The sequence below is a fragment of the Falsiroseomonas sp. genome, from assembly GCF_051860665.1.
In the GTDB taxonomy this organism is placed as follows: Bacteria; Pseudomonadota; Alphaproteobacteria; order Acetobacterales; family Acetobacteraceae; genus Falsiroseomonas.
The window spans coordinates 19,210-35,365 of the sequence record NZ_JBHYDM010000045.1 but is presented as its reverse complement, the minus strand read 5'-3'; the positions used below and the strand labels follow the sequence as shown (position 1 = coordinate 35,365).

17 protein-coding genes are annotated in these 16,156 nt (G+C 71.6%); 14 read left to right on the top strand and 3 right to left on the bottom strand.

Annotation, left to right across the window (positions count from 1 at the left end):
- From ACTIF1_RS25045 to ACTIF1_RS24990, 12 genes are all read left to right on the top strand, one after another.
- Positions 1-285 (top strand): GcrA family cell cycle regulator (locus tag ACTIF1_RS25045; RefSeq protein WP_439599188.1); only part of this gene is annotated, 285 nt, incomplete at its 5' end.
- Between the two features lie 162 nt (positions 286-447).
- Positions 448-1,311 carry a DMT family transporter gene (locus tag ACTIF1_RS25040; RefSeq protein WP_439599187.1) on the top strand — a complete coding sequence of 288 codons (864 nt, stop codon included), beginning with the start codon at positions 448-450 and terminating at the stop codon, positions 1,309-1,311.
- Positions 1,312-1,449: 138 nt separating this feature from the next.
- Positions 1,450-2,142 (top strand): class I SAM-dependent methyltransferase, encoded by a 693-nt coding sequence (locus ACTIF1_RS25035; protein ID WP_439599186.1) that lies wholly within the window; start codon positions 1,450-1,452, stop codon positions 2,140-2,142.
- Positions 2,143-2,558: 416 nt separating this feature from the next.
- Positions 2,559-3,467 carry a cytochrome c oxidase subunit II gene (gene coxB / locus ACTIF1_RS25030; protein WP_439599185.1) on the top strand — a complete coding sequence of 303 codons (909 nt, stop codon included), beginning with the start codon at positions 2,559-2,561 and terminating at the stop codon, positions 3,465-3,467.
- A 39-nt stretch (positions 3,468-3,506) separates the two neighbouring features.
- Positions 3,507-5,105 (top strand): cytochrome c oxidase subunit I, encoded by a 1,599-nt coding sequence (ctaD, locus tag ACTIF1_RS25025; protein ID WP_439599184.1) that lies wholly within the window; start codon positions 3,507-3,509, stop codon positions 5,103-5,105.
- Between the two features lie 6 nt (positions 5,106-5,111).
- The gene (locus ACTIF1_RS25020) at positions 5,112-6,053 is read left to right on the top strand and encodes a heme o synthase (protein WP_439599183.1); all 942 of its coding nucleotides are present in this window, start codon (positions 5,112-5,114) and stop codon (positions 6,051-6,053) included.
- Positions 6,050-6,202 (top strand): hypothetical protein, encoded by a 153-nt coding sequence (locus tag ACTIF1_RS25015; protein WP_439599182.1) that lies wholly within the window; start codon positions 6,050-6,052, stop codon positions 6,200-6,202. The genes ACTIF1_RS25020 and ACTIF1_RS25015 overlap by 4 nt, the downstream gene beginning before the upstream one ends.
- Position 6,203: 1 nt before the next feature.
- Entirely contained in the window at positions 6,204-6,839 is a 636-nt protein-coding gene (locus ACTIF1_RS25010) for a cytochrome c oxidase assembly protein (protein WP_439599181.1), read from the top strand.
- A gap of 101 nt (positions 6,840-6,940) precedes the next feature.
- Positions 6,941-7,777 carry a cytochrome c oxidase subunit 3 gene (locus tag ACTIF1_RS25005; RefSeq protein WP_439599180.1) on the top strand — a complete coding sequence of 279 codons (837 nt, stop codon included), beginning with the start codon at positions 6,941-6,943 and terminating at the stop codon, positions 7,775-7,777.
- A gap of 53 nt (positions 7,778-7,830) precedes the next feature.
- Positions 7,831-8,166, top strand: a complete 336-nt coding sequence (locus tag ACTIF1_RS25000; RefSeq protein WP_439599179.1) for a DUF983 domain-containing protein — start codon at positions 7,831-7,833, stop codon at positions 8,164-8,166.
- Positions 8,166-8,834, top strand: coding sequence for an SURF1 family protein (locus ACTIF1_RS24995; protein ID WP_439599178.1), 669 nt, complete (start codon positions 8,166-8,168; stop codon positions 8,832-8,834). The genes ACTIF1_RS25000 and ACTIF1_RS24995 overlap by 1 nt, the downstream gene beginning before the upstream one ends.
- Positions 8,831-10,312 carry a carboxypeptidase M32 gene (locus tag ACTIF1_RS24990; protein ID WP_439599177.1) on the top strand — a complete coding sequence of 494 codons (1,482 nt, stop codon included), beginning with the start codon at positions 8,831-8,833 and terminating at the stop codon, positions 10,310-10,312. The genes ACTIF1_RS24995 and ACTIF1_RS24990 overlap by 4 nt, the downstream gene beginning before the upstream one ends.
- On the opposite strand, the gene ACTIF1_RS24985 is transcribed toward ACTIF1_RS24990, so the two are convergent.
- The 3 genes from ACTIF1_RS24985 to ACTIF1_RS24975 form a co-directional block, all read right to left on the bottom strand.
- Positions 10,297-10,647: a c-type cytochrome gene (locus tag ACTIF1_RS24985; RefSeq protein WP_439599176.1), complete on the bottom strand. Its 351-nt coding sequence runs from the start codon at positions 10,645-10,647 to the stop codon at positions 10,297-10,299. The two genes, ACTIF1_RS24990 and ACTIF1_RS24985, sit on opposite strands and share 16 nt — an antisense overlap.
- Complete coding sequence (locus ACTIF1_RS24980) at positions 10,644-11,663, bottom strand: Vgb family protein (RefSeq protein ID WP_439599175.1); 1,020 nt, start codon at positions 11,661-11,663, stop codon at positions 10,644-10,646. Before ACTIF1_RS24980 ends, ACTIF1_RS24985 begins: the two co-directional genes overlap by 4 nt.
- A 63-nt stretch (positions 11,664-11,726) precedes the next feature.
- Complete coding sequence (locus ACTIF1_RS24975; protein ID WP_439599174.1) at positions 11,727-12,377, bottom strand: GntR family transcriptional regulator; 651 nt, start codon at positions 12,375-12,377, stop codon at positions 11,727-11,729.
- A gap of 96 nt (positions 12,378-12,473) precedes the next feature.
- Here ACTIF1_RS24975 and ACTIF1_RS24970 point away from each other — a divergent pair, with 96 nt between their 5' ends.
- Complete coding sequence (locus ACTIF1_RS24970) at positions 12,474-13,436, top strand: ornithine cyclodeaminase family protein (protein ID WP_439599173.1); 963 nt, start codon at positions 12,474-12,476, stop codon at positions 13,434-13,436.
- Positions 13,437-13,555: 119 nt separating this feature from the next.
- Positions 13,556-15,997 carry a sensor histidine kinase gene (locus ACTIF1_RS24965; RefSeq protein ID WP_439599172.1) on the top strand — a complete coding sequence of 814 codons (2,442 nt, stop codon included), beginning with the start codon at positions 13,556-13,558 and terminating at the stop codon, positions 15,995-15,997.
- Positions 15,998-16,156: the final 159 nt, after the last annotated feature.

Sequence of the window (16,156 nt, the reverse complement as noted above, 5' to 3'; positions counted from 1 at the left end):
CCGCAGGGCCTGGCGCCGCGCACGACGCTCGCGCCCAGCATCGCGCCGACCCTGGCCGCCGCGCCGGCCCCGGCGCCCGCCCCGCTGCCGGCGCCGCAGCCTTCCGTGGTGCGGGCCTTCCCGCGCCTCGGCTCCGCCCGCAGCTGCTGCTGGCCGATCGGCGAGCCCGGCACGCCGGACTTCCGCTTCTGCTCGGCCGAGGCGACGCCGGGCAAGCCCTACTGCACGCAGCATGCCGCCGTGGCCTATGTGAAGGCGCGCGACCGGCGCGAGGACGCGGCCTGAGGCCCTAGCACGCTGCCGAAAAAGCCCTCTCCCCGATAAGAAGGGGGAGAGGGCCTTTCTCCGTTTTACGCAGCCTGTCAGCGCAAGAGGTCCTTCCGGCGCGGGTCGGCTGCGCCGGGATAGCGGTTGGAGGCAAGGCAGGGGGCTGGCATACCAGCGCCCATGTCACGATCCCTCCAGGGCGTGCTGCTGCAGCTCGTGGCGCTCGCCCTGTTCGTCACCATGGATGCGCTGCTGAAGGTGCTGGTGGCGAGCCACGCGGTGCCGCAGCTGATGTTCGTGCGCTTCGTCTTCCACACCCTGCTGGTGATGGCGGCGCTGAAGCTGCTGACCAGCAAGGTGCCGTTTCGAAGCCGCGCGCCGGGGCTGCAGACCTTGCGCAGCCTGTGCCTGGCCACCGCCAATGCCGCGCTCTCCGTGGCGCTGATCCATATCCCGCTGGCCGATGCCACCGCCGTGGCCTTCGCCGCCCCGGTGCTGACCGTGGCGCTCGCGGCGGTCTGGTTGGGCGAGAAAGTCTCGCCGCGACGCTGGCTGGGCTGCGCCATCGGATTCGCAGGCGTGCTGGTGGCGCTGCGCCCGCCCTTCCTGACCGGGGAGGCGCTGCACTGGGCCATGCTGCTGCCGCTGGTCACCGCGGTGGCCAATACCGTCTACCAGCTGCTGACCCGCAAGCTGGCGGCGGTGGATGAGCCGCATACCACCTTCGTACATACCTCCATCGCGGCGGCGGTGGTCACCGGCCTGGCGCAGCCCTTCGTCTGGGAGACGCCGGCGGCCGCCGACTGGCCGCTGTTTGCCGCCCTCGGGCTGCTCGGCGGGGCCGGGCATTGCCTGCTGGTGCTGGCCTTCGCCCGGGCGCCGGCCTCCGTCCTCGCGCCCATGTCCTATACCCAGCTGCTCTGGGCCGGGCTGGCCGGGGTGCTGGTCTTCGGCGACTGGCCGGATGGCTGGACCGCGCTGGGGGCGGGCATCATCGCCGCGGGCGGGATCCTGGTGGCGCTGCCGGAACGGCGGCCGCGGTGAGGCGAGGGGGTCCTGGCCAGGACGTGATGCGGTGCGACTGGCCGGACACAGCCATGTTGCGTTCACGTGTCATCAACAGGCTTGCCTAAACCGTCCCGAAAGGACTAGCCCCATGCCTATTCCTGCAATTGGCCCGGCATGACCATCCGAACCGACACTCCCGATCGTGATCATCCGCGCACGGCCCTCGACGCAGCCGGGGTGCGCGACGCCTACCGGCGCTGGGCCGGGGTCTATGACGCCGTCTTCGGCGGCGTCTCCGCCTTCGGCCGCCGCCGCGCGGTGGAGGAGGTGAACCGCCTGCCCGGCACGCGGGTGCTGGAGGTGGGCGTGGGCACCGGCCTCGCGCTGCCGCGCTACCGCGGCGACAAGCGGGTGGTCGGCGTGGACCTGTCGCGGGAGATGCTGGAGAAGGCGGCCGAGCGGGTGCGGGCCGAGCGACTCGGGCAGGTGGTGGGCCTGGCGGAGATGGATGCCGAGCACATGGCCTTCGCCGATGGCGCCTTCGACATCGCGGTCGCGATGTTCACCGCCAGCGTGGTGCCGGATGCCAAGCGGCTGTTTGCCGAGATGTCGCGCGTGGTGCGGCCGGGCGGCCATCTGCTTTTCGTGAATCACTTCGCCGCCGAGGACGGGCCGCGCTGGTGGGTGGAGCGCGCCATGGCGCCGCTGTCCCGCCTGCTGGGCTGGCACCCGGATTTCGCGCTGCGCGACCTGCTGGACCCTTCGGTGGTGCAGGTGGAGGCCATGGAGCCCTGCAAGCCCGGCGGGCTCTTCACCCTGGTGCGCGTGCGCAACCAGCCGGAGGGCGTGCTGGCAGTCGCGGCTTGAGCCGCGCGGGGTTTGTCGCGGCGTAAGCCGCGCGGGGTTTGTCGCGGCGTAAGCCGCGCGGGGTTTGTCGCGGCGTAAGCCGCGCGGGGGCGCTTAGGCGGGGCCGCGCTTAAAGCAGCCTTGACGAATCGGGGGCTAGGCTGGGCCGCCGCACCGGTGGGTCCGGCGGATTTCATTAATCTTCCCAATGCGCAGGTCGCTGCGTGTTGCGGAAGGCGGGGGCCTCCTCACTTGTGCGGTGCGGGGGGCGCCACTATGGTCCGCCCGCAGCGCGACCTGCCGCGGCGGCGGTGGAAGAGGCGCGCTTGGGGCCTGGGGCGGGCGGGCCGCCCCCGGGTTCGGCGGCAGTTTCGGCGCGCGACGCGGTGCGCTGACGGGATGACAGGATGCGGCACGTGATCGGTGCGTTTCGGGGAATGACGGGCCGGATCTCCGGCCTGGTGGGTCTGGCGCTGGCCGCCGCGGTGATCGCGGCGCTGGGCGCGCCGGGTGTCGCCTTGGCGCAGGAGGCCATGGTCGGCGCGCCGGTGCCATGGGGCATGGGGCTGCAGCAGTCCGGCGGGCCGATCAAGGACGCGATCTCGTCCTTCAACACCCTGGTCTTCTGGATCATCGTGGCGATCACGATTTTCGTCGCGCTGCTGCTGGCCTATGTGGTCTGGCGCTTCCGGGCGGAGGCCAATCCGACCCCGTCCCGCACCAGCCACAACACGGTGCTGGAGATCGCCTGGACGGTGGTGCCGGTGCTGATCCTGGTGGTCATCGCCATCCCCTCCTTCCGCCTGATCTACTACCAGGATCGCACGGTGGATGCGGACCTGACGATCAATGTGCAGGGCCGCCAGTGGTACTGGCACTATGGCTATCCCGAGAACGGCAACTTCACCTTCGACAGCTACCCGGTGCAGACCGAGGACCTGGCCGCCGGCCAGATGCGCAACCTCGAGGTCGACAACCCCCTGGTCATCCCGGTCGGCGCCAATGTCCGCGTCCTCAGCACCGGGCAGGACGTGATCCATTCCTTCTTCATCCCTTCCCTCGGCGTGCAGCGCTATTCGATCCCGGGCCGCACCCTGGAGACCTGGATGCGCGCCGACCGGCCGGGCACCTTCTACGGCCAGTGCAACCAGATCTGCGGCGTGAACCACTGGTTCATGCCGATCGTGGTCCGCGCCGTGCCGCAGGCGGAATTCGAGGCCTGGGTCGCCCAGGCGCGGACGCGCTTCGCGCAGGGCCTGCCGCCGGGCCCGCCCGCGGCGCTGGCCGCCGCGACGGAGGCGCCCGCTTCCGTCACCCCGATCAACGTCGCCGAGGTCCGCCGGTAAGGCGGCCCCGAAGCCAACAGCAGAAGCGGATACACCCCGATGGCGACCGCGGCACACGCCCACGACGACCACGATCATCACGATCACAAGCCGAGCTTCGTGAACCGGTGGTTCTTCTCCACCAATCACAAGGATATCGGCACGCTCTATATCGGCTTCTCGCTGATCGCCGCGATTGTCGGCATCGGCCTGTCGCTGCTGATGCGCATCGAGCTGCAGCAGCCGGGCATGCAGATCTTCGCCGATGGCCAGATGTGGAACGCCTATGTCTCGGCCCATGGCCTGATCATGGTGTTCTTCGTCATCATGCCGGCGCTGATCGGCGGCTTCGGCAACTGGTTCGTGCCGCTGATGATCGGCGCGCCGGACATGGCCTTCCCGCGCATGAACAACATCAGCTTCTGGCTGCTGGTGCCGGCCTTCCTGCTGCTCGCCTCCTCGCTGTTCATCGGCGGCGGCGCGGGCGCGGGCTGGACGATCTATCCGCCGTTGTCGGATGACACCTACCAGACCGGCCCGGCGATGGATCTCGCGCTGTTCGGCCTGCACCTGGCCGGTGCATCGTCCATTCTCGGCGCGGCGAACTTCATCACCACCATCTTCAACATGCGCGCGCCGGGCATGACGCTGCACAAGATGCCGCTCTTCGTCTGGTCCATGCTGGTCACCGCCTTCCTGCTGCTGCTGGCGGTGCCGGTGCTGGCGGGCGCCATCACCATGCTGATCACCGACCGCAACTTCGGCACGGCCTTCTTCGACCCGGCGGGCGGTGGCGACCCGGTGCTGTTCCAGCACCTGTTCTGGTTCTTCGGCCACCCCGAAGTCTACATCATGATCCTGCCGGCCTTCGGCATCGTCTCCCACGTGGTGTCCACCTTCTCGCGCAAGCCGATCTTCGGCTATCTCGGCATGGCCTATGCCATGGTCGCGATCGGCGTGGTGGGCTTCATCGTCTGGGCGCACCACATGTTCCAGTCGGGCATCGACGTCGACACGCGCGCCTACTTCATGGCGGCGACGATGGTCATCGCCGTGCCGACCGGCATCAAGATCTTCTCCTGGATCGCCACCATGTGGGGCGGCTCGATGAAGTTCGACACGCCGATGCTCTTTGCCATCGGCTTCATCTTCCTCTTCACCATGGGCGGCGTGACGGGCGTGGTGCTGGCCAATGCCGGCCTGACGCAGATCCTGCACAACACCTACTACGTGGTGGCGCACTTCCACTACGTGCTGAGCCTGGGCGCGGTCTTCGGCATCTACTGCGGAATCTACTACTGGCTCGGCAAGATGTCCGGCCGCCAGTATCCGGAGACGCTGGGCAAGATCCACTTCTGGCTCACCTTCGTCGGCGTGAACCTGACCTTCTTCCCGATGCACTTCCTGGGCAACCAGGGCATGCCGCGCCGCTATCCGGACTATCCGGATGCCTTTTCGGGCTGGAACCTGGTCGCCTCGGTCGGCTCCTACATCTCCGTCGCCGCCTTCCTGATGTTCTTCTACGTGCTGTTCGTGACCTTCACGCGCGGCGCCAAGGCGGCGGCGAATCCCTGGGGTGAGGGTGCGACGACGCTGGAGTGGCAGGTCAGCTCCCCGCCGCCCTTCCACTCCTTCGACGAACTTCCGCGGATCCGGTAAGGCTTGATGAGCAGCACCACACTTCCGGTTGCCGGCGAGGTCTCCGCCGCCGGCAGCGATCTGTCCGAGGTTCGCGACTGGATCGCGCTGCTCAAGCCGCGCGTGCTCACCCTCGTCGTCTTCACCGGGCTGATCGGCCTGCTGGTGGCGCCGGGTCATATCCACCCGGTGCTGGGGCTGACGGCGGTGCTCTGCATCACCATCGGCGCCGGCGCCGCCGGTGCGCTCAACATGTGGTACGACCGCGATATCGACGCGGTGATGCGCCGCACCCAGCGCCGGCCGATCCCGGCCGGGCGCATCGCGCCGAATGCGGCGCTCGGCTTCGGCGTGGTGCTGGCGGTGGCCTCCGTCGCCATCATGGGGCTGGCGACCAATTGGGTCGCGGCCGGCTGGCTTGCCTTCTCCATCCTCTTCTATGTCGTGGTCTACACGGCCTGGCTGAAGCGCCGGACCAGCCAGAACATCGTCATCGGCGGCGCCGCCGGCGCCTTTCCGCCGATCATCGGCTGGGCCGCTGTGACGGGTGATGTCACGCTGGTGCCCTGGCTGCTGTTCACCATCGTCTTCGCCTGGACGCCGCCGCATTTCTGGGCGCTGTCGCTCTGGGCGCATGGGGACTATGCTCGCGCCGGCGTGCCGATGCTGCCGGTGGTGGAAGGCGCGCGGGAGACCCGCAAGCAGATCCTGATCTATACCGTGGTGCTGGCGCTGGCCGGCCTCGCCCCCTGGCTGGTCGGCTTCGCCGGCCCGGCCTATGCGGCGGTGGCGGCCGTGCTGGGCGGCGGCTTCCTGTACCATGCGATCCGCACCTGGCGGGAGAAGCAGGACGAGACCGGGCGCAGCCTGGTGAACGACCTGGCGGCGCGGCGCACCTTCGCCTTCTCCCTGACCTATCTGTTCATCCTCTTCGGGGCGCTGGCCCTCGACCGCCTGGTGCTCGGATGAGCCCGGCCGAGCCCCTGGTGATGACGCCCGAGGAACGCGCGGCCTTCGAGAAGCGCCGCCGCGGCCGCAACTGGGCGCTGCTCGGCGTGCTGCTGGCGCTGGTGGTGCTGTTCTACTTCATCGCGACCGCGCGGCTGATGCGGGGCTGAGATGACGCAAGCCCCGCCATCCCCCCAGGACCGCCAGGCCGCGCTGGCGCGGCGCAACCGTCGCACCGCCATCGCCGCCTTCACCGGCGTGGCCGGCATGGTGGGCGTCAGCTTCGCCGCCGTGCCGCTCTATGACCTGTTCTGCCGCGTCACCGGCTTCAACGGCACGCCGATGATAGGCGGCGCCCCGGCGCCCGGCGCCGGGGAGCAGGTGCTGACCATCCGCTTCAACGCCAATACCCAGCCCAACCTGCCCTGGCGGTTCGAGCCGGCGGTGCCGAGCCTGCGCCTGCGGGTGGGGGAGGAAGGGGTCGCCTTCTACAACGCCGTCTCGACCGGTGAACGCCCCTCCACCGGCATCTCGACCTACAACGTGACGCCCGAGGTGGTGGGCAAGTACTTCCACAAGACCGCCTGCTTCTGCTTCGAGGAACAGACCCTCCAGCCCGGCCAGCAGGTGGATATGCCGCTGGCCTTCTGGGTGGATCCGGCCATCGCGCAGGACCCGAATACGCGCGACATCCGCACCATCACGGTGAGCTACACCTTCTTCCGCAGCCTGAACGATGCCGATCGTGCCGGGGCGCTGGCCAGTGCCGGCCCCCATGTCGGACGGAGGCCCGCGGCGACGCCTTGAGACCCGAATCCCGCGGCGGCTGACAACGCCGCGGGCCTTGAGATATCAATGCCGCGCAGCCGCCAGGGTGTGCGGAGACCAGACGGATACCAGGACGACCCATGGCAAGCGAATCCGGCCACCCGACCTACAAGCACCCCTACCACCTGGTGGACCCGTCCCCCTGGCCGCTGACCGGCGCCTTCGCGGGCGGGGCCCTGGTGCTCGGCATCGTCATGATCGCGCATTACAACAGCTGGTGGATGCTCGGCATCGGCCTGGCCGGCGTGCTGGCGACCATGTTCTTCTGGTGGCGCGACATCCTGAAGGAGAGCAACACCGCCGGCCTGCATTCGCCGGTGGTCCGGCTCGGCCTGCGCTACGGCATGATCCTGTTCATCGCCTCCGAGGTGATGTTCTTCGTCGCCTTCTTCTGGGCCTTCTTCCACTTCGCCCTCTTCCCGGACCATGTCTCCGGCAGCGCCGCGGCCACCGCGGCCTGGCCGCCGGCCGGCACGCTGACCTTCGATCCCTTCGGCCTGCCGCTGCTGAACACCATGATCCTGCTGCTGTCCGGCTGCACGGTGACCTGGGCGCATCACGCGCTGCTGGAGAATGACCGCAAGGGCCTGATCACCGGCCTGGCGCTGACCGTCTTCCTCGGCATGTTCTTCACCTTCTTCCAGGTGGTGGAATACATGGAGGCGCCCTTCCACTTCACCGGCGGCGTCTATCCCTCCACCTTCTTCCTCGCCACCGGCTTCCACGGCTTCCACGTCATCGTCGGCACCATCTTCCTGGCGGTCTGCCTGATCCGCGCGCTGCGCGGCGGCTTCACGCCGCAGAAGCATTTCGGCTTCGAGGCGGCGGCCTGGTACTGGCACTTCGTGGACGTGGTGTGGCTGTTCCTCTTCATCTGCGTCTACTGGTGGGGCGCCGGCGAGATCATGCCGCACTGATCGCGGCGATCATGCCGCATGAAACGGCCCCGTCCGCCCCGGCGGGCGGGGCCGTGTCGTTTTGGCGGGTCGCGGGCCTTGGCCGCTGCCCGCGCTGCGGCCAGGGGCGGCTCTTCGCCGGGCTGCTGTCCGTCGTGCCGCGCTGCGCGGCCTGCGGGCTGGATCTTTCGGCCCAGGATTCGGGCGATGGGCCGGCGGTGCTCGGCATATTCGTGCTCGGCGCGCTGACCATGATCGGCGCCTTCCTGGTGGAATTCCGGCTGGAGCCGCCGCTCTGGGTGCATGCGCTGCTCTGGCCTGCCCTGCTGATCCCGGCGTCGATCCTGACCATGCGCTTCGCCAAGGCGGCGCTGATCGCGCTGACCTGGCGCCAGCGCGGCAGCGCGTGATGCGGCGGCTGCTGCTGCCGGCCCTGGTGATGCTGCCGGTGCTGGCCATCCTCCTCGCGCTCGGCACCTGGCAGCTGCAGCGGCTGCACTGGAAGACGGCGCTGCTGGCCGAGATCGCCGCCGCCGAGGCCGCCCCGGCCCAGCCGCTGGCCGATCCGCCGCGACCCTGGAGCAAGGTCTCCGTCACCGGCCGCCTAGATCACGGGCGGGAGGGGCTGCTGGGGCTGGAGGTGCGCGGGCCGGTGCTCGGCAGCCATCTGCTGGTGCCGCTGCTGCGGGACGGCGCGCCGCCGATCCTGGTCGATCGCGGCTGGATCCCGCTGGAGGGCCGCGGCCCCATCGCCCGCCCCGAGGGGCTGGTGACGCTGGAGGGCTATGTGCGTCCCGGCGAGACGCTCGGCCTGTTTGCCGCGACGGATGACCCGGCCGGGCGCCGCTTCTACAGCTTCGTGCCGGCGGCGATCGGCGCCGCGCTCGGCCTCGACCGTGTCGCGCCCTATGGGCTGGTGGTGCTGGGGCCGCCCGGGGGCCTGCCGGACCCGGCCCGGACCCTGCCGCGCCCGACCAACAGCCATCTCGGCTATGCCATCACCTGGTATGGGCTGGCGCTGTCCCTGCTCGGCGTCTTCGCCGTCTGGGCCCGGCGCCGGCTGAAGGAGCCCGCATGAGCGCCTATGACCGCCTGACCGCCCGCTTCGCCCGCATCGGTGCCCTGGGTGAGGCCGCCGGCATGCTGCATTGGGATGCCAGCGCCATGATGCCGCCGGGCGGCGGCGCGGCGCGGGGCGAGCAGCTGGCGGCGCTGGCCGGCCTGCGGCACGAACTGCTGGTCTCGCCCGAAGTCTCGCTCGACCTCGGCGAGGCCACCGCGCCGGGCCCCTGGGAACAGGCGAATCTGGAGCTGATGCGCCACGCCCATCTGCGCGCCACCGCCCTGCCGACGGCGCTGGTGGAGGCGGTGGAGCGCGCCAATTCCGCCTGCGAGAAGGTTTGGCGCAACGCCAAGGCCAGCGCCGATTTCGGCATGGTCCGCCCCCATCTGGCGGAGGTCGTCCGCCTGCAACGCGAAGTGGCGCAGGGGCTGGGCGAGGCGCTGCGCATGGCGCCCTATGACGCGCTGATGGATGGCTACCAGCGCGGCGTCACCGCCGATGACGTGGACCCCGTCTTTTCCGCGTATGAATCCTGGCTGGCGGAGGCGCTGCCGAAGGCGGAGGCGATCCAGGCCCGCCGCGGCCCGGCCCTGCCGCTGCCCGGCCCCTTTCCGGTCGCCGCCCAGCGCGACCTCTGCCGCGCCATGGCGCAGGTGGTGGGCCTCGATTTCGACCACGCCCGGCTGGATGAGAGCCTGCACCCCTTCTGCGGCGGCACGCCGACCGATGTCCGCATCACCACCTTCTATGACGAGGCCAATGTCGCCAAGGCGCTGCTCGGCGTGCTGCACGAGACCGGCCATGCCATGTACGAGCGTGGCCTGCCCGAGGCTTTTGCACGTCAGCCGGTGGGGGAGGCCGCGGGGATGGCGGCGCATGAATCGCAATCCCTGATCGTCGAGATGCAGGCCTGCCGCTCCGACGCCTTCTTGCAGTTTCTGGGCACGCGACTGCACGGCGCCTTTGGCGGCGCGGCCGAGCCCTATGCCGCCGCGAATCTCGCAAAGCTGTGGCGCCGGGTGGAGCGGGGGTTCATCCGCGTCGATGCGGATGAGATGACCTATCCCGCCCATGTCATCCTGCGCTTCCGGCTGGAACGCGCGCTGATCGAGGGGCGGCTGGAGGTGGCGGAGCTGCCGGAGGCCTGGAATGCCGGCCTCGCCAAGGCCCTGGGCATCACCCCGCCGAATGACGCGCTGGGCTGCCTGCAGGATATCCACTGGCATGACGGCGCCTTCGGCTATTTCCCCAGCTACACGCTGGGCGCCATGGCCGCGGCCCAGCTGATGGCCGCGCTGCGCCGGGCGGAGCCGGAGGTGGATGCGCAGCTCGCCTGCGGCGAGATGGCGCCGATGATGGCCTGGCTGGGCCGCCATGTGCATGGCGAGGGCGCCCGCCTCGGCTTCCAGGACCTGCTGCGGGCCGCGACGGGAAAGCCGCTGGATCCGTCGGACTTCACCGCGCATCTGACGGCGCGCTACCTGACGGATTGAAGGTAGTTCGCCACCGCCTCCCGCTCCGCCGGCCGCGCCAGGCCATTGGCGCCCATCCAGGTGCCGGGAAAGACCGCCTCCGGATCCGCCAGGAAGCGCAGCAGCCGGTCCCGGTCCCAGGCGCCGCCGGCCTGTTCCAGCGCCGGCGAATAGCCGAAGGCCGGGTCGCCGCCGATGCGCCTTCCCATCACCCCCGCGAGGTTCGGCCCGGCCTGTTCCGGCGCGCCCCGCTCCACCGCGTGACAGCTGGCGCAGTGGCTTTCGAAGATGGCGCGCCCATCCTGCGCCAGCGCCACCCCCGGCAGCGCCAGCGCCAGGACCAGGACGCGGATCACAGCCCGTATTCGATCCGCACGATGCGGTCGGTGCCGCTTTCCCCGCCCCAGGCCTCGCCCGCCACGCCGTCCATCTGCCGGACATTCGCGCCGGGGCGGTTGGAGGGGAAGGAGAGGAAGCTCTCACTGGCGGGATCGAAACGGACGATCGCATTGGCCGGGAAATCGGTCAGCCAGACCTTGTCCGAGGGATCGACCCAGACCGAATAGGCCCGCGGCCGCTCGCCCGGCAGGCGCCAGGCCTTCCAGGTGCCGTCGCGCGGATCGTGCATCGAGACCTGGCCGCTGTTCCATTCGCTGATCCAGAGCCGGCCCTGGGTGTCCGTCCAGACCCGGCGGGCGCCCTGGTTCGGCGTCGGCGGTTCCACGATCCGCACCCGGCCGGTCTCCAGGTCCTCGATCTGCGCCAGGTGGTTGCCGGCGAGCGAGACGTACCAGATGGTCCCCTGCGGCGTGCGGGTGATGCCATAGGGGCCGCGGCCGCGCGGCGCCTCCCAGACCTCCATCCGCTCGCTGGCCGGGTCGAAGCGGCCATAGATGCCGTTCTGGCCGGTGAACCACAGCCTGCCCTGCGGGTCGAAGACGGCGGTGTTCAGATTGCCATTGGCGAAGCGGTCCGGCAGCTTCCAGACCTGCACGCGGTGATCCTTCGGGTCGACGCGGGCGATCGCATTCTGCCCGCCCTCCGTCACCCAGGCGGCGCCATCCGGGCCGGTGATGACGCCATGCGGCCGCGCGCCCGGGCCCAGCGCCACGTCATGGATCGACCCGTCGCGCGGGTTCAGCCGGTTCAGCGTGCCGTTGCGCTGGCCGCAGAACCAATAGGTGCCATCGCCGGCGGCGGTGATATCGCGCGATCCCACGCGCTCCGTCGCGCCGGGCCGGGCCGCCTCGAACCAGGTGACGCGATAGCCGGGCGGCACGGCGGGGGTCGTGGCCGCCGCCGGGCGGGCCTTCAGCAGGGCGGGGGCGGCCAGCAGGCCCCCGGTCAGGGCAAGCAGGTCACGGCGACGCATGGCTTCCTCCCTCGATGGACAGGCGTCCATCTTGGGGCACGCGGCGGGCGTCACAAGCCCGTTTCAGCCCTCCCGCGCCGTGGCCAGGGCGATGCCCAGCACGGCGCGCGCATTGGCATTCACATGCGCCACCAGCAGCCGCTCCGCCCGCCGCCCGTCGCCATCGCGCAGCGCATCCACGATCACCTCATGCTCATGGCCCAGCGTCTCGGGGTCCCGCTCCGTCGCGGCATAGCCCAGCAGCAGCGGGCGCAGCAGCAGGCGCAGGCGGCGCGCCTCCGCCGCCGCGCGCGGCCGCTCGCCCAGGCGGCAGAGGCGGTCGTGGAAGGCTTCGTGCCGGTCGGTCCAGCGGCTGGGGTCATGCGCCACGCGGCGCAGCGCCTGCGCCTCCGCATCCAGCTCCTCCAGATCCGCGGGCCTGGCGCAGCGGGCGGCATGGCGGGCGCAGAGGCCTTCGAGCAGCGCCCGCATCTCGAAGATCTCCGCCATGTCCTGGCGCCGCAGCAGGGTGACGATGGCGCCGCGGTTCGGCCGCAGCGTCACCAGCCCCTCGGCATCCAGCTGGTGCAGCGCCTCCCGCACCGGCATGCGGCTGAGGCCGAGCTGCGTGGCCACCGCCTCCGGCCGGATGCGCTCGCCGGGGGCGAGCCGGCCCGAGAGGATCTCGCCGCGCAGATGGGCCAGGCACAGCTTCTGGGCGGATTCGCTGGGCATTCGGCGGGCTCTCCTGCCTCTCCGGCGCGGCGCGGCTTGACCGGCCGCGGGCTGCCCTCTCTAGTGGATTCCTGGATCCAGTTCAAAGGCCCCGCGATGAAGCTGCTCTCGGAGACCGAGCTGCGGCGCGTGCTGACCCCGGCCATGGCGGTGGAGAGCAGCCGCCGCGCCTTCATCGCCCTGTCGCGCGGCGAGATGCTGGTGCCGGTGCGCTCCGAGATCCGGCGCCCGGATGGCGCCGGCATCGTCTTCGCCATGCCCGGCTACCTGCCGGGCCGGGTCTTCGGCCTGAAGCTGATCGCCACGCGCGGCCCTGCCAGCACCGCGATGGTCCTGCTTTTCGACAGCGAGAGCCTGGCGCCGCTCGGCCTGCTCTCGGCGGATTTCCTGACCGATTGGCGCACCGCCGGCGGCATCGCGGCGGCGACGGAGCTGCTGGCGCGGCCGGAGGCCCGGCGGCATGTGGTCTTCGGCGCCGGGCGCCTCGCCGGCCCCTGCGCGCGGCTCATCGCGCATGTCCGCCCGGGGATCGAGACCCTCATCATCGGCCGCACGCCGAGCCGGGCCGAGGACCTGGCCGCCGCGCTGCGGGCGGAGGGGCTGCCGGCGGAGGCCGCGACGGACCCGGCCCGGGTGGCGGAGGCCGATATCGTTACCACCGTGACCAGCGCCGACCGGCCGGTCTTCCCCGGGGCGGCGCTGCGCCCGGGGGTGCATGTGAATCTCGGCGGCGCCTTCCGGCCGGAGGCGCGGGAGGCGGATGACGACCTGGCCCGGCGCGGCCTGTTCTGGTGCGACAGCCTGGAGGCCTGCCTGGCCCGCGCCGGCGACCTGGTGCAGCCGCTGGCCGGCGGCGCCCTGCCGCGGTCGCGCGTGCTGGGGGAGATCGGCGCGGCGCTGGCGGGCGGGTTGCGTGGGCGGCAGGCGGCGGCGGAGATCACCGTCTTCAAGTCGCTCGGCAATGCCGCGCAGGACATCTGCCTGGCCGAGGATGCGCTGGCCCTGCCGGGGCTGCTGGCCCCCAGCTTCGATCCGCGCGGCCGCTTCGCGGCGGGCTGAGCGCCCACCGCGCCGGCGGAAAGACCCGCCGCACGGCGCGGTTGCAGTCGCCTCCGGCACCGGGACTTTGATAGCATCCCGTGATGAATGATGATCGGTCCCTCGGCAGGATGCCGAAGATGGTCCGACAGCCCCTGCGCAGCCCGGCGCCGCACCCCGGCGACCGGCTGTTCGGCCTGCGCTTCCACCTGGTGGCGCTGGTGCTGGCGGTCCTGCTGCCGGCGCTGGCCTTCGGGGCGGTGGCGGCCTGGGATGCCTTGCGGGGCCGCGCGGAGGCCAACGAGGTCCGGCTGCTGGACACCGCGGAGGCCCTGGCCGCGGCGATCGACAGCCATATTGCGGGCCATGTGGCCGCCCTGACCGTGCTCGCGGCCTCGCCGGCGGAGGATGCCGAGGCCTTCGCGGCGCTGGCCCGCAAGACCGGTGCGGCCTTCGGCGGCTGGGTCGTGATCTTCGAGCACGGCGGCGGGAAGGTCCTCGATACCCATCCCCGCGCCGGGCCCCTGCCCGATGGTGGCCGCTGGGTGGAGCAGGTCTTCTTCAGCGGGCGCCCGGTGGTGACCGACCTGGCCCGCGGCGGATTGCCGGGCGAGGCGGCGGCCTTCGTGCTGGTGCCGATCCTGCGCGAGGGGGCGGTCTGGCGGGTGGCCGGCATGCCGCTGCTGCCCGCCCGCCTTTCCCTGCTGCTGGCCAGCCGGGGCACGGGCGGCCCCGGCGCCTCCGCCCTGACGGATGGGCAGGGCGTCATCATCGGCCATTCGCGGCAGGCCGAGCGCCTGGTCGGCCAGCTGCGCCCGCCGCGGCAGGAGCGCGAGGAGGGGCCGCGCGGCATCCTGCTTGGCCGCAGCCTGCTGGATGGGTCCAGCCTCCGCACCGCCTTCCATGTGGTCGCCGGCGCGCCGGGCTGGCGGGTCTGGGTGAATGAGCCGGAGGTGGCCTTCACCGCGGCGCGGCGCAGCGCCCTGCTCTGGCTGGCCGGCGGGACGGCGCTGGCGCTGGCGCTGGGCCTGGCGCTGGCGGCATCGCTGACCCGGCGCCTGCTGCGCCCGGTGGAGGCGCTGGTGGCGCGGGCGGAGGTGGTGGCCGAGGGGCGGACCGATCCGGCGCAGCCCGCGGTGCCGCCGGCCCGGGTCGCCGAGTTCGAACGCCTGCGCCGCGCCGTGGCCGCGGCGGAGCAGGCGCTGCGGGAGGGGGAGCAGGAGCTGCGCCGGGTGCAGCGCATCGGCCGCGTCGGCGGCTTCATGATCGACTTCCGCAGCGGCGAAAGCCGCCGCTCCGCCGAATACATGAACCTGCACGGCGCCACTGCCACCGAGACCACGGGCAGCTATGAAAGCTGGATCGCCCTGGTGCATCCGGAGGACCGGCTGCGCGCCGCGGCCTATTTCGAATCGGTGATGGCGCCGGGCGCGACGCAGACGGACTATGCCCAGGACTACCGGGTGCTGACGCCCGCCGGCCCGCGCTGGGTCTCGGCCCGCGCGGAGATCGAGCGCGACGGCGATGGGCGGGTGCTGCGGATGATCGGCGCGCATGTCGATGTCACCGCGCTGAAGCAGGCCGAGCAGGCGCTGCGTGACAGCGAGCAACGCCTGCGCCTGGCGCTGGAGGCGGCGGAGCTCGGCGCCTGGGAGGTGGACCTGCGCCATGGCCATGCGGTGCGCACGCCCCGCATGCTGGAGATCTTCGGCTTCGGCTCGGAGGCGCAGTTCGGCGCCTATCCCTCCTGGCGCGACCGCCTGCACCCGGAGGACCGCGACCGGCTGGTGCAGGCGGTGGAGGAGGTGCGCCGCGGCGATGCCGACCGCTACCGGATCGAATACCGCTTCCTGCGGCCGGATGGGCAGTGGCGCTGGGTGGAAAGCCACGGCCAGGCGGCGGAGCGCGACCCGGAAACGGGCGAGGCCTGGCGCCTGATCGGCACGACGCAGGATGTGACGGCGCGGCGGGAGGCGGAGGAGCGCCAGAAGCTGCTGTCGCGGGAGGTGGACCACCGCGCCAAGAACGCCCTGGCGGTGGTGCAGGCCGCCCTGCGGCTGACCCCGCGCGGCGACCCGGCGGCCTTCGCCAAGGCGATCGAGGGGCGGGTCATGGCGCTGGCGCGGGCGCATACGCTGCTGGCGCTGGGCCATTGGAAGGGGGCTGAGCTGCGCGAGGTGCTGGAGGGGGAGCTGGCGCCCTTCCTCGGCGCCTCCGGCCCGGCCGCCCGCTGCGACGGGCCGCCGCTCGCACTTTCCCCGGCGGCGGTGCAGGCGGTGGCGATGACCTGCCACGAGCTGGCGACCAATGCCGCCAAGCATGGCGCGCTGGCCAGTCCGACCGGGCGGCTGGAGATCAGCTGGAAGGTCGAGGAGGGCGCCGGCGGCCGCCTGCTGCACCTGTGCTGGGCCGAGACCGGCGGCCCGCCGCGCGGCGATGCGCCGATGCGGCGCGGCTTCGGCTCCTCCCTCATCGAGGCGACGGTGGTGCGGCAATTGGGCGGGCGGATGGCCGCCGACTGGCCGCCGGAGGGGCTGCTCTGGCAGGCCTGGCTGCCGCTTGCGCGCATCCAGGCCGGTTAGGCCTCCTCAGAGGCCGTTTGAGAACAGCGGCCGGTCGGTCCCGCGGCGCTTTTCCGCCCCTGCGTCGCGCCTTGGGCGCGCTGATGCGCGACGCCGGATTTGCCGATGCAACCTGGCATCGGCTGCATCCGGCGCCTGGCAGGAAGGAAAAATCACCTG